Source organism: Rhodoligotrophos appendicifer (assembly GCF_007474605.1).
In the GTDB taxonomy this organism is placed as follows: Bacteria; Pseudomonadota; Alphaproteobacteria; order Rhizobiales; family Im1; genus Rhodoligotrophos; species Rhodoligotrophos appendicifer.
In genome coordinates, this window is sequence record NZ_VHKL01000003.1 from 516,235 (window position 1) to 529,292 (window position 13,058).

General features: G+C 67.8%; 12 protein-coding genes. 9 read left to right on the plus strand and 3 right to left on the minus strand.

Translation table 11 applies throughout. The features are described from left to right. Positions 1 to 73: 73 nt before the first annotated feature. Positions 74 to 1,108 carry an Ldh family oxidoreductase gene (locus FKM97_RS09420; RefSeq protein WP_205014850.1) on the plus strand — a complete coding sequence of 345 codons (1,035 nt, stop codon included), beginning with the start codon at positions 74 to 76 and terminating at the stop codon, positions 1,106 to 1,108. 69 nt (positions 1,109 to 1,177) lie between these two features. Here FKM97_RS09420 and FKM97_RS09425 read toward each other — a convergent pair whose 3' ends face one another. Further along, complete coding sequence (locus FKM97_RS09425) at positions 1,178 to 1,477, minus strand: YjiS-like domain-containing protein (RefSeq protein WP_144292141.1); 300 nt, start codon at positions 1,475 to 1,477, stop codon at positions 1,178 to 1,180. A gap of 208 nt (positions 1,478 to 1,685) precedes the next feature. Here FKM97_RS09425 and FKM97_RS09430 point away from each other — a divergent pair, with 208 nt between their 5' ends. The 4 genes from FKM97_RS09430 (at position 1,686) to FKM97_RS09445 (ending at position 5,016) form a co-directional block, all read left to right on the plus strand. Next, complete coding sequence (locus tag FKM97_RS09430) at positions 1,686 to 3,044, plus strand: aminotransferase-like domain-containing protein (RefSeq protein ID WP_170240833.1); 1,359 nt, start codon at positions 1,686 to 1,688, stop codon at positions 3,042 to 3,044. 86 nt (positions 3,045 to 3,130) lie between these two features. Next, complete coding sequence (locus FKM97_RS09435) at positions 3,131 to 3,736, plus strand: LysE family translocator (RefSeq protein WP_144292143.1); 606 nt, start codon at positions 3,131 to 3,133, stop codon at positions 3,734 to 3,736. Positions 3,737 to 3,779: 43 nt separating this feature from the next. Further along, positions 3,780 to 4,757 (plus strand): LysR substrate-binding domain-containing protein, encoded by a 978-nt coding sequence (locus tag FKM97_RS09440; protein ID WP_144292144.1) that lies wholly within the window; start codon positions 3,780 to 3,782, stop codon positions 4,755 to 4,757. Positions 4,758 to 4,824: 67 nt separating this feature from the next. Beyond that, the gene (locus FKM97_RS09445) at positions 4,825 to 5,016 is read left to right on the plus strand and encodes a DUF2934 domain-containing protein (RefSeq protein ID WP_144292145.1); all 192 of its coding nucleotides are present in this window, start codon (positions 4,825 to 4,827) and stop codon (positions 5,014 to 5,016) included. 42 nt (positions 5,017 to 5,058) lie between these two features. On the opposite strand, the gene FKM97_RS09450 is transcribed toward FKM97_RS09445, so the two are convergent. Then, complete coding sequence (locus FKM97_RS09450; protein WP_144292146.1) at positions 5,059 to 7,113, minus strand: elongation factor G; 2,055 nt, start codon at positions 7,111 to 7,113, stop codon at positions 5,059 to 5,061. Between the two features lie 228 nt (positions 7,114 to 7,341). Between FKM97_RS09450 and FKM97_RS09455 the strand changes: the two genes are divergently transcribed. From FKM97_RS09455 to FKM97_RS09465, 3 genes are all read left to right on the plus strand, one after another. After that, positions 7,342 to 8,064 carry a superoxide dismutase gene (locus FKM97_RS09455; RefSeq protein WP_246105000.1) on the plus strand — a complete coding sequence of 241 codons (723 nt, stop codon included), beginning with the start codon at positions 7,342 to 7,344 and terminating at the stop codon, positions 8,062 to 8,064. 530 nt (positions 8,065 to 8,594) lie between these two features. Continuing rightward, positions 8,595 to 9,821 carry a molybdopterin-dependent oxidoreductase gene (locus FKM97_RS09460; RefSeq protein WP_144292147.1) on the plus strand — a complete coding sequence of 409 codons (1,227 nt, stop codon included), beginning with the start codon at positions 8,595 to 8,597 and terminating at the stop codon, positions 9,819 to 9,821. A gap of 11 nt (positions 9,822 to 9,832) precedes the next feature. Next, positions 9,833 to 10,177, plus strand: coding sequence for a c-type cytochrome (locus tag FKM97_RS09465; RefSeq protein WP_246105001.1), 345 nt, complete (start codon positions 9,833 to 9,835; stop codon positions 10,175 to 10,177). Positions 10,178 to 10,303: 126 nt separating this feature from the next. Here FKM97_RS09465 and FKM97_RS09470 read toward each other — a convergent pair whose 3' ends face one another. Continuing rightward, positions 10,304 to 11,461, minus strand: coding sequence for an anhydro-N-acetylmuramic acid kinase (locus FKM97_RS09470; protein ID WP_144292148.1), 1,158 nt, complete (start codon positions 11,459 to 11,461; stop codon positions 10,304 to 10,306). 55 nt (positions 11,462 to 11,516) lie between these two features. Between FKM97_RS09470 and tyrS the strand changes: the two genes are divergently transcribed. After that, positions 11,517 to 12,776 carry a tyrosine--tRNA ligase gene (gene tyrS, locus FKM97_RS09475; protein ID WP_144292149.1) on the plus strand — a complete coding sequence of 420 codons (1,260 nt, stop codon included), beginning with the start codon at positions 11,517 to 11,519 and terminating at the stop codon, positions 12,774 to 12,776. Positions 12,777 to 13,058 lie beyond the last annotated feature (282 nt).

Genomic DNA, 13,058 nt, shown 5'->3' on the forward strand with positions numbered 1-13,058 from the left:
TCCTCAGCGTATACAACTCTCCGGTCCGGCCTCAAGGCCGGCGCCGTCGCGGCGAGCCCCCGGGGAGCGCTGCTTGCTGACAACATGGAAGACGATGGGAACACGCATGAAGCTCTCGGCCGAAGACCTCCGCCAATTGGTGATGCGCATCTTTCTGGAGAATGGCTGCTCCGAGACCACGGCCCGCGCCCTCACCCACACGGTCATGACCGCCGAGGTCGCCGGCACGCTGAGCCATGGCGTCTTTCGCATGCCGGGCTACGTCTCCAGCCTGCGCGCCGGCTGGGTCGACGGCAAGGCCGAGCCCATCGTCGAGGACCGCGCGCCCGGTGTCGTCACCGTCGACGGCGCCAATGGCTTCTCCCAGGTCGCCCAGGAGGCCGGCCGCGACCTCGTGATGGACAAGGCCCGCCACTGCGGGATCGCCGCCCTCTCCATCCGCAATGCCCATCATTACGCCGCCCTCTGGCCTGATCTCGAGCCCTTCGGCGAGGCCGGACTGGCGGGCCTTGCCTTCGTGAACTCCCTGAGCCTCATGGCGCCCTGGGGCGGCACCCGCGCGCTGCTCGGCACCAATCCCATGGGCTTCGTCTGGCCGCGGGCCGGCAAGCCGCCCTTGCTCTGGGACCAGGCCTCCAGCGTCATGGCCCATGGCGAGGTGCTCATGCATGCCCGTGACGGCAAGTCCCTCCCCCCGGGTGTCGGCTACGATGCCGAGGGCCGCGAGACCACCGATCCGGCCGGCATCCGCGACGGCGGCGCCTTGGCGAGCTTCGGCAAGCACAAGGGCACCTCCATCGCCCTGATGGTCGAGCTGCTGGCGGCGGGCCTCGGCGGCGGTCTGTTCGGCTTCGAGGACCAGTCCCGCAAGCTTCCCCCGCCGAAGACCTGCAGCGCCGGCATGACCATCATCGTCATCGATCCCGCCCGCTTCGGCGACGGCGTCATCGAGCGCGCCGAGGACATGTTCGCCGAATATGCCACCAACGAGGGGGCCCGCCTGCCCGGCGAGCGCCGCCATGGCAATCGCGACCGCTCCGCCGCCCAGGGCCTGGAGGTGGCCGACGCCCAATATGAGAAGCTCATGGAGCTCCTCCCTGCCGGCTGACCCGCGTCCCCAGCAGCCAGCTGCGACGGCGGCGAACCCCGCCGTCGCGTGCTCTTGCCACCTCGCGTCTCAACCATCGCGCGCCGTGCCGTCCGGCCGATCGCCCGGACGCAGATAGCGCTCGCCGCGCCCATAGGCATCGAGGATCGCGGGGATGTCCTCGCGATAGAGCCCGCAATCCTTCATGAGCCGCGGCTCCAGCCTCGACAGCAGCAGGAGGCCGTCACGGCGCCGGCGGCGCCGGCGGTAGCGTTCGAACACTGTGCGGACAAGCCGGGCGCCCCCCTTCGCCACCGCCGGCGCCCGTGCGGCCAGCGCGCCTGCCGCAGCGAGGATCCGCGCTTTGGTCGCCGGGACTGTTTTGCCCATGAAGGCCCTCGTGGAATGACTATCGACACAGGCCGATTGTCTCTCCTTCACGCGATACAGTCGATGCAATAGATCTCAACACGTGAGAGACATTTCTCACGTTGTCGGTCCGCTTTAGCGTCGGAGGACTGGATTTTGCGTGGAATTCCCGCGCCTTCGGAGGTATAGAAACAGGGGCATGGCGCCGATTGTCCCGGCGTGTTGGTCAATGGGTGATACAATCGCGACCGCTGTGACAGACCCGATCCCCGCAGGCGAAGGCCGGCTCCACGACCGCCTCGCCACTCTCCTCGAGCAGAGGGTGCGCGAGGCCATGAAGCCCGGCGAGCGCCTGCCGCCGCATCGCGACCTTGCCCGCCAGTTCGGCGTCGCCATCGGCACCGTGACCAGGGCCATCGACAGCCTGAGCGAGCGTGGCATCGTCCGCGGCGAGCCGGGCCGGGGCACCTTCGTGCTTGCCGCCGAGCGCCCTCGCCGCCTCGACGGCCCCATCGACCTCAGCCTCAACGCACCCCCGCCGCTGCTGTCGCCCGATGCCCTTGCTGCCGCCTCCGAGCGGGCGGCCCGCACCGTCATCTCTTTGCCCAATGGCGGCTATGTCGACCTGACCGGCACCCCCGGGCAGCGCCGGGTCATGGCCGGCTGGCTCGCCCGCACCCGGCTCGACTGCGCCGCCGACGATCTCGTCCTCTGCGTCGGCGCCCAGCAGGGCCTCGCTCTGGCCTTTGCCGATCTCGCCCGCCGCTCGCGCCAGATCGCCACGGAAGGCGCGACCTTCCCCGGCGCGCTGGCCGTCGCCCACCAGCTCGGACTGGAGGTCCTGCCCATCGCCCATGACGAGGAGGGCATGGTGCCGGATGCCCTCGAGCGTTGCTTCTCCGAGACCGCCTGCCGCGCTCTCTACGTCACCCCCATCTGCCAGAATCCCCTCGGCTTCGAGATGACCGCGGCCCGCCGTCGCGACATCCTGCGCATCTGCAAGGTCCATGATGCCGTCATCGTCGAGGACGACATCTACAGCATCTATGGCAGCCGGGGTGCTCCGACCTTCAAGGAGCTGGCCCCCGACCGCGTCTATTACGTCACCAGCCTGTCCAAGAGTGTCACGGCCCTCGTCCGCCTCGGCGTCCTGGCCCCGCCGGCCGCCCGCCGCGACGCCATTGCCGCACGCCTGCGGGCCGAGATCTGGGGACCGGCGCCGCTCGCCGTGGAGACCGGCTGCAACTTGATCGAGATGGGCCAGGATGTCGGTCTCGCCCTCCAGTTCCGCCGCGAAGCCCGCGACCGCGTCCACCTCGCGAGCCGCCGCTTGGATCTGGTCGCCCTGCCCATGCCCGACGGCGCCCCCCATCTCTGGCTGCCCATGCGCTTGAGCGAGGCGGAACGCCTGGCCCGCCGGGCCGCCGATATCGGCATCCGCCTGACCCCGCCGGACTCCATGCTGGTGCCCGGCACCGAGCTTGCCGGCATCCGCCTCTGCCTGATGACGGTCGCCATGGACGATCTCGATCAGGCGCTCCAGTCTCTCGCCGGCCTCGCCCGGGCGCCTCTCGACATGGTGATCTGAACCTCTCTTAGAGGCTGACGCACATATTGTATTGCGCTTTCGATTATCGTATCGATACATCCATGATATGTTAACGAAGAAATCCCATGGCCCCCGAACAGATCGCCGCCATCGCGGCCTATGCCTTCGCCAGCTCCATCACCCCCGGCCCCAACAACACCATGCTCATGGCCTCGGGCGTGAATTTCGGCTTTCAGCGCTCGATCCCGCATATGCTGGGCGTCTGCTGCGGCTTCAGCGCCATGCTGCTGGCTCTGGGCTGCGGCATCGGCAGCCTGTTTCAGGCCTATCCCGCTCTCCACGACATCCTCCGCTATGTCGGCGGCGCCTATATGCTCTACCTCGCCTGGATCATCGCCACCGCCCATCCTCAGAACGCCGTCCAGAGCCGCGATCCCATCAGCTTTCTCCAGGCGGCGGCCTTCCAGCTGGTCAATCCCAAGGCCTGGATGATGGCGATCGGCGCCGTGGCCGGCTATGTCGCCACCGACAACCTCCTGGCCAGCCTCGCGGTGCTGACGGGGATCTTCGCCGTCATCAACGCCCTGTGCATCATCGCCTGGACCGGCGGCGGGGTCGCGTTGCGCCGCGCCCTCGGCAGCAGCGAACGCCTGCGCCTGTTCAACGTCGCCATGGCGCTCCTGCTCGTGGTCTCCCTGATCCCCATGGTCTTCCCTCATCTTCTCGAGTGAGGCGTCATGGCGATCTCCGCTCCTTTCACCCCGAGTCGAAGCCATGCTGCCTTTGCCCGTCCCCCTGAATGCCTTGCGCGCCTTCGAGGCCGCCGCCCGCCACCTGTCCATCAAGCAGGCGGCCCTCGAGCTCGGCGTCACCCCGTCCGCCGTCAGCCACCAGCTGCGCGTCCTGGAGGATGGCCTCGGCCTTGAGCTCCTGCGCCGCGAGGGCGCCGGTCTCGTGCTCACCAGTGCCGGCCGCAGCCTCAGCCCGGAGCTCACCTCGGCCTTTGAGAGGATCACCGGCGCCGTCACCGCCCTGCGCGCGCCGCGCAAGATCGGCCCGCTGCGGTTGACCGTCCTGCCGACCTTCGCCACGCATTGGCTGTCGCCGCGCCTGGCCTCCTATCCCTTCGACCGGCGCGGCACGGAGCTGCAGATCACCACCACCCAGGACATGGTCGATCTCGCCGCCGGCACCGCCGATGCCGGCATCCGCAGCGGTCGCGGCGACTGGCCGGGCCTGGTCTCCGACCGCCTCTTTGCGGAGACCCTCACCCTGTTGGGCGCGCCCGTCCTGGCAGCCCCCGACGACGCCGCCCTGCGCCGCGCCCTCGGCGGCACCAACCTGTTCCTGTCGCATCACCGGCGGGCGGAGTTCGAGGCGTGGAACGCCGCCCTTCCCGGCGGACCGGTGACCCCGGCGGCCATCACCATCGTCGATTCCGTCGGCTTCTGTCTGACCGCCGCCATGGATGGGGCCGGCATCACCCTGGCCGGTCTGGAGATCGCAGCCGACGATCTGCGGGCGGGCCGCCTGCACAGCCTCTTCGACCATCGCCTGACCACGGGCGCGGGCTACTATCTCGTCTATCCCCCCGTCCTGTCCGCCGACCGGCGGCTGCGCAGCCTGCGCACCTGGCTTCTGGCTCAAGCCGCCCGGGCCTCGGCCCGAGCCTCGGGCCAGGCTTCGGCACCCGCTCAGGACGCCACGGCCGCACCGTCGCACGGCCGCGCCGTCGCCCCCGCGCCCGGATAACACCGCCCTCGCCTGAGGGGGCCATCCGCGCTACACTTCCCCTGACGCACAAGGAGAGGGTCGATCCATGGCGGCAGACGACGACGACGACCCGGACTTCAAGGAGCGCATCCGCCGACGCGCCCACTATATCTGGGTCAGTGAAGGCTGGCCCGACGGCCGCCACGAGCAGCATTGGGCGCTGGCCCGCGAACAGCTGGAGGCCGAGGAAGGCCGGCGCGGATCGCGACGGCCCTCCGAGGACAAGGCGGACGACTGATCCCGCTCATGCCGCCTCGGCGGCTCATGCCGCCTCGGCGGCTCATGCCGCCTCGGCTCGGACGCTGGCCCTTGCCTGCTCCGCGGCCTTTCCCGTGAGCTCCGCCATGTGGTCCTGGCGGAACCCGAAGGTGCCGACCCCGGCCGTCGCCGATCTCAGCTCGATGATGAGCGTCTGCAGCTCGGCCTCCGGCATATGCGCCTTCACACTATCCCATCCGGGCCAGCCGGCGCGCGCATCGAAGCCGAGGATCTGCCCCCGCCGGCCGCTCACGATCTGATTGACCCGCGCCGTCGTCTCCGAGGGCACATGCACCTCCACCTCGACAATGGGCTCGAGCAGGATCGGCTGGCATTGCGCCATGCCCTCGGTCATGCCGATGCGGGCGGCGGTCTTGAACGCCATTTCGGAGGAATCCACCGTGTGATAGGAGCCGTCCGCCAGGTTGACGGCGATATCGACCACCGGAAAGCCCAGCGGTCCGCGGACGAGATAATCCTTCACCCCGGCCTCCACCGCCGGAATATACTGCTTCGGCACGACGCCGCCGGTGATCGTGTCGGTGAACGAGAATCCCTCCCCGCGCGGCAGCGGCTTGATGTCCAGCACCACGTCGCCGAACTGGCCATGGCCGCCCGACTGCTTCTTGTGCCGGCCGCGCACGCTCGCCGCCTTGCGGATCGTTTCCCGATAGGCGATGCGGCGCGGCTGGGCCTGCGCCGCCACCCCATATTTCCCGGCCAGCCGCTCCAGGGCGACCCGCAGATGCATCTCCCCCTGCCCCCACAGCACCATTTCATGGGTGATGGCATTATGGTCGAGGGCGAGCGACGGGTCCTCCTCCGTGAGCTTGGTGATGGCCGCCGTCAGCTTCACCTCGTCCTTGCGGTCGCTCACCGAGACGGCGAGCCCATAGACCGGGGCCGCACGGGTGACGCGGCCCAATTGCGCCGGCGCGACCTTGCCCGTGGCCAGGGTCTCGCCGGTGCCGACGCTGTCGAGCCGGCCCAGCGCCACCGTGTCGCCGGCCCCTGCCGTGCCCACTTTGCGCATCTCCTGCCCGTTCAGCACCATCAGCCCGGCGATCCGCTCCGAGCGTCCGGCCTTGCCCACCACCATGTCCCCGTCGCTGAGCGAGCCGGCCAGGATGCGCGAGACCGAGAGCTTGCCGCCATGGGCGGTATGCAGCGTCTTCATCACCTGGGCGACCGTCTCTCCCTTGGACGCCACGCCGAGCCGTTGGGCGGTGGCGGCGATCCCCGGAGCTTCGTGGCGCAGGGCTTTCAGCAGCCGGAAAATGCCGTTTCCCTTCTCGGCCGAGCCCAGCAGCACCGGCGTGATCAGCCCCTCGCGCAGCTCGCGCCGCAGATCCTCGAACACCCGGTCGCGGGGCGGCTCCACCTCCTCCAGCAGCTGCTCCATCAGATCGTCGTCGTAATCCGCCAGCTGCTCGAGCATGTGGAAGCGCGCCTCGAGCTTGCGCTGGCCGAGATCGCCCGGCAGCTCGATCACCTCGCTCTGGGCATGTTCGCGATAGAGGAAGGCCCGCTCCAAAGCGAGATCCACGAAACCGGTGACGATCCCGTTCTGCCAGATGGGGATCTGCCGCAGCACCAGGGGCCGCGCGCTGGCGGGCTGCAGCACCTCCAGCACGTCGCGGATGCGCCCCTCGGCGCGGTCGACCTTGTTGATGAACAGGAAGCGCGGCACGCCGAGCGCGTCCAGCTGCTTCAGGATGAGCTGCAGGGCGGGCACCTTCTTCTCGTCGGGCTCGCACACCACCACCGCCGCGTCGCAGGCGGCCAATGCCGCCTCCTGCTCCTGGGCGAATTCGATGGAGCCGGGGCAATCGAGAAAGCTGTAGCGCTCGCCGAGAAATTCGGTGGTGCCGACATTCATCTCCACGCTCATGCCATGGCTGCCGGCTTCCGCACTGGCGTCTCCCACCATGGATTTCTGCGCCGCCGTCCCCTGCCGCGCGATGGCGCCCGTGCGATAGAGCAGCGCCTCGAGCAGCGTCGTCTTGCCGGATTGATAGGGGCCCACCAGTGCTATGCACCGCGGACCCGCGGCCGATCTGTCGCCTGCCTCGTTCATGGTTCGTCCTCCCTGTTGCCTGTGCCGGCAGGGGGTCCTGCGGGCACGAAACCCACCAGTCCACGAAACCTCATTAGCAAGCGATATGGTCGGCCCGTTCAGCCTCGAGCGCAAGGGCGAAGTGGCGTCCGTTCACATCTGCGCCAGCAGGCCCCCGCCTGTGGCACCTTTGCGGGCGAGCGGAATTTAGGGCATAGATCCACCACCGAGGTGACGAAGGGAAAGCGCATGAATCGCCGGATGATCTTGATGGGGGGTGCCGCCGCCCTGGCCGTGTTGCCCCTGAAGCTGGGCGCAGCTCCCGCCTTTGCCCAGGCGGCCGCAACCGACGGCCCTTTCAAGCTGCCCGCGCTTCCCTATGAGCCCAACGCGCTGGAACCGGCGATCGATGCCGAGACCATGTCCCTGCATCACGACAAGCATCATCAGGCCTATGTCACCAATCTGAACAAGGCCGTCGCCGCCGATCCGCAGCTGCAGGGCAAGGATCTCGAGACCCTCATCCGCGATGCCGGCCAGCGTCCCGCCGCCGTGCGCAACAATGGTGGCGGCCACTGGAATCACAGCTTCTTCTGGGAGACCATGTCCCCCACCGGCAAGCAGAGCGCCCCCTCGCCCGAGCTCCTGGCGGCGATCAACAGCAGCTTCGGCTCCATGGACGAGTTCACCGAGAAGTTCAACGCCGCCGGCGCCGGCCGCTTCGGCTCGGGCTGGGTCTGGCTGATCAAGGACGACCAGGGCAAGCTCGCCATCACCACGACCCCGAACCAGGACAATCCGCTGATGGACGTGGCTGAAGTCAAGGGCACGCCCATCCTCGGCAACGACGTCTGGGAGCACGCCTATTACCTGAAATACAACAACCGCCGCCCCGACTATCTGAAGGCCTGGTGGCAGGTCGTGAACTGGCCCAAAGCCAGCGAACGCTACGCCCTCGCCAACAAGGCCTAACCTCCTCCCGCCCCAACCCCCGGGTCATCCCGGACGGAGCACAGCTCCGATCCGGGACCCCATGCCGCCCGCTTCCCCGTGTCATCCCGGACGGAGCACAGCTCCGATCCGGGACCCCTTGCCGTCCGCTTCCCCAGGTCATCCCGGACGGAGCGCAGCGCAGATCCGGGACCCCATGCGGCCCGGGATCCCGGGTCAAGCCCGGGATGACAGCCAGAAGGGAAACTCTCATCCTGAGGGGCGGCCGCAAGGCTGCGTCTTGAAGGATCCTGCGGTCACCCTCTCCCGGGCCCCTTGCTCCCCACCGCACCCTTTGTACCAGCGGCATCCTTCCCCACGCCCGATACGGCCTGCCGCTCGCAACCGTGCCCGGGGTCACCCGTCAATGGGCGGTCCCGACGACCCTCAACGTCGACGACCGAACCGCTTATATTACAACTGCATAGTATAGATTTATAAAACATTGCCTCATACAAACTATAAACCGATATAGATTGGAACACCATACACCACTTGAGGGTTTGCAAATCATGTCTTCTCCGGACGACATAATCAGCCGGCGTCTTTTCCTCGCCGGTGCAGGGTCGGCAGGGCTGTCCATGGTTGCGCCTCTACCTCCAGTGTTGGCCGAAGAAGCGATCGACCTGGGACTGCCCGGCGGGGTGGGCCAGCGTCGTCTCACCTCGGCTTTCCCCGGCAAGACCGGCATGATCCTGCAACGCACTCGGCCGCCCCTGCTGGAAACCCCTATGCAGGTGTTCGACAAGGAGATCATAACGCCCAATGATCGGGCCTACGTCCGATGGCACTGGGCCGACATCCCCCTCGACATCGACGCCGACGCGTTCCGGCTTGCCATTCGCGGCCAGGTCAACTCCCCCTTGCGCCTCACCCTCTCCGATCTCCTGAGAATGCCATCCCTGGACTACGTTGCCGTAAACCAGTGCTCTGGCAATTCGCGCGGTTTCGTGGAGCCTCGGGTGCCGGGCGCTCAATGGGCCAACGGGTCCATGTCCAACAGCCGCTGGACAGGGGTTCCCCTGCGCCACATCCTCGACCGTGCGGGCCTCCGTCGAGGCGCTTTATTCGTCCGCTTCGCGGGTCTCGATGAGCCGCTGATGCCGGATGCGCCCGATTTCAGAAAATCGCTCTCGGTCGATCATGCCCGGGATGGCGAAGTCATGGTTGCCTACGCCATGAATGGCGAACAGCTGCCCCTGCTGAACGGCTTTCCGCTCCGCCTCGTGGTGCCGGGCTGGTATGCGACCTATTGGGTGAAGATGCTCTCCGACATTGAGGTGCTCGATCGCCCCGACGAAAACTATTGGACGACCAAGGCCTATCTCGTCCCTGACAACCCTGCCGCGACCATGACGCCCGGCGAAACGGTCACCATGGTGCCGATCGGCGCCATGGTACCGCGCGCCTTTATCACCAACATGACCGGGGATCGAACACTTCCCGCCCACACCCCACTCACCCTTCGCGGCATTGCCTTGGGCGGCGACTGCGGCGTGTCCAAGGTCGAGGTCTCCACGGACGCGGGCGCCTCCTGGCGCCTGGCGCATCTTGGCAGCGACCTTGGCCGCTATAGCTTCCGCCGCTGGCAGAGTGCGATCACCCTGCCTCCCGGCCGAGCCGCGGTGATGGTCCGTTGCACCAACGAGCGCGGCTTGTCCCAGCCCCTCACCGCGAACTGGAACCCGTCGGGTTTCATGCGAAACAGCGTCGAGACCCTTCACCTCATCGTCGCTTGAGGAGTTCTGGCATGCCACCGAAACCAGCCGTCATTTGGATGTCCGTCATTGTGGCTCTCGGGCTGGCAGTCCAGTCGGCCGCCGCGGCCGCCCCTCCGCTGTCGGATTTTACCTCCGTCTCCGTCGAATTGCCCGAGGCCGACCGTCTCTTCCCCGACGGTCCTGGCGCCGAAGCGATGAATGCCAATTGCCTGGCCTGTCATTCAGCCGGGATGGTGCTCTCGCAGCCGCCGCTGCCGCAAGCGGCATGGCTGGCGATCATTCGGAAGATGCAATCGGCCTACAAGGCACCTGTCGACGAGACCGACGTGGAGCTCATTCTCAATTATCTGGTTCAGTTGAAGGGCAGCGACTGAGCCCCGCCCCACACACCCGTCATCCCCGACGGAGCGCAGCGCAGATCCGGGACCCATGCCGCCAGGGACCCCATGCAGCCCGGGATCCCGGGTCAAGCCCGGGATGACAGCCGAAAGGGGGAGGCCTCATCCTGAGGAGGCCCGCCGGGCCGTCTCGAAGGACGCCCGCTTGCGCACACCCGCCGGCCGATGCACCACCCCGCCAGTCATCGCCGCCGGCACGCCCGTGGTGCCGGGAAACGACAGGGGCGCCCCGCGCAGGCTGCGCACCGCCAGATAGGCGAAGGCCTCCGCCTCCACCGAATCTCCGGCGACGCCCACCGCCTCGGCTGCCACCACCCGTCCTGGCAGGCGCGCCTGCACCATCCCCATGAGGGTCGGATTGTGCCGTCCGCCGCCGCAGATCACCCACAAGGCGGGCGTCGCCGGCAGCTGGGCAAGTCCCGCGGCGATGGCCGCCGCCGTGAACGCCGTCAATGTCGCAGCCCCGTCCTCCACCCTCGCCTGGGCCAGGGCCGAGACGTCGAAATCGTTGCGGTCCAGGGACTTGGGCGCGGGTCTTGAGAAGAAGTCATGGCGCATCCAGCGGGCCAGCAGCGCTTCGTCCACCCGGCCCTGGGCAGCCAGCCGCCCGTCGGTATCGCAGCTCATGCCCCGGTGCCGCTGCACCCAGTCGTCGAGCATGGCATTGCCCGGCCCCGTATCGAAGGCGAGCAGTTCGCCTTGCGGGCCGATGAAGGTCACATTCGCCACACCGCCGATATTGACGAACACCACCGGCCGCTCCGCCAGGGAGGCGGCCAGCGCCCGGTGATAGACCGGCACGAAGGGAGCACCCTGGCCGCCCGCGGCGACGTCGGCGGCGCGCAAATCGTTCACCACCGTGATGCCGGTGAGCTCCGCCAGCAGGGCTCCGTCGCCGAGCTGCACGGTGAGCCGGTCGGCCGGCCGGTGCAGGACGGTCTGTCCGTGAAACCCGATCACGTCGATGGTGGAATCCCTTAGGCCCTCGCGCTGACAGAATGAATCAACCACCGCCGCATGCCGTTCGGTGATCTCCCGCTCCAGCGCGGCAAGCGCGCCCGGCCGCGCGTCGCGCTGCTTGATCGTGAGCGCCTCGGCGAGCCCCGCCACCAGCCTCTCCCGGAACGCCGGCGGAGAGGCGACCGTCATGGCCGCACCGCGCTCCACCCGTCCCCCGCCATCGGTGCGCAGGAGGGCGATGTCGATCCCGTCGAGCGAGGTGCCGCTCATCATGCCGAGTGCGGTGAAGACCTTTGTCATGCCACCCCCTTGTGCTAAGACCCGCGCCTTCACAGCTGCGAACGGCCGAAACGCGATGACCGAGTTGAGATCAGATTTCCTGAACATCCTCCACGAACGGGGATTCGTCCACCAATGTTCTGATCTGGAGGGTCTCGACGCCCTCTGCGCGGCCGGCCCAGTCACCGCCTATGTGGGCTATGACTGCACCGGCCCCTCGTTGCATGTGGGCCATCTTCTCTCCATCATGATGCTGCGCTGGTTTCAGAAGACCGGCCATCGCCCGGTCACGCTCATGGGCGGCGGCACCACCCGCGTGGGCGATCCCTCCGGCAAGGACGAGAGCCGCAGGATCCTCACCCTCGAGCAGATCGAGGCGAACAAGCTGAGCCTGCGCGAGGTCTTCTCCCGCTTCCTCAGCTACGAGGCAGCGCCCAACGCGGCCCTCATGACCGACAATGCGGAATGGCTGGCGCCCTTGAACTACATCGACTTCCTGCGCGATGTCGGCCGCCACTTCTCCGTCAACCGCATGCTCAGCTTCGACAGCGTCAAGACCCGCCTCGAGCGCGAGCACGAGCTCTCCTTCCTGGAATTCAACTACATGATCCTCCAGGCCTATGATTTCGTCGAGCTCAGCCGCCGCCATGGCGTGCGCCTCCAGATGGGCGGCTCCGACCAATGGGGCAACATCATCAACGGCATCGATCTGGGCCGCCGCATGGGCACCGACCAGCTCTATGCCCTGACCTGCCCCCTGATCACCACCGCCTCCGGCGCCAAGATGGGCAAGACCGCCCAGGGCGCCATGTGGCTGAAGCCCGAGCTGCTGAGTCCTTACGAATACTGGCAGTTCTGGCGCAACAGCGAGGATGGCGATGTCGGCCGCTTCCTGAAACTCTTCACCGAGCTGTCCCTGGACGACATTCGGCGTCTGGAGGCCCTGTCCGGCCAGGAGATCAACGAGGCCAAGAAGGTTCTGGCGACCGAAGCCACGGCTCTGCTCCATGGCCGCGCGGCAGCCGAACAGGCGGCCGAGACGGCGCGTCAGGCCTTCGAGGAGGGCACCGCCGCCTCCGGCCTGCCCACCATCGAGATCGGGCGCAGCGAATTGGAGACCGGCATCGGCATCCTCGCCGCCGGCGTCCGCGCCGGCCTGGGCGCCAGCAATTCCGAACTCCGCCGCGCCGTCGCCGGCAACGCGATCCGCATCAACGACGAAGCGGTGACCGACGACAAGCGCCTGCTGACCTCCGCCGACGTGAATGCCGACGGCGTGATCAAGCTCTCCCTCGGCAAGAAGAAGCACATCCTCCTCCGCCCCACCCCCTATTAAGACCTCAGCCCCCCCACCCGTCATCCCGGCCGGAGCGCAGCGCCGAGCCGGGGCCCCCTGCGGCTCGGGGACCCCTCATCCTGAGGAGCAGCCGCAGGCTGCGCCTCGAAGGCCTCATCCTGAGGAGGCCCGAAGGGCCGTCTCGAAGGACGCCCGGGATCCCGGGTCAAGCCCGGGATGACCCAATAATTCCACCGTCATCCCGGCCGGAGCGCAGCGCAGAGCCGGGACCCCATGCGGCTCGAGGACCCCTCATCCTGAGGAGCAGCCGCAGGCTGCGTC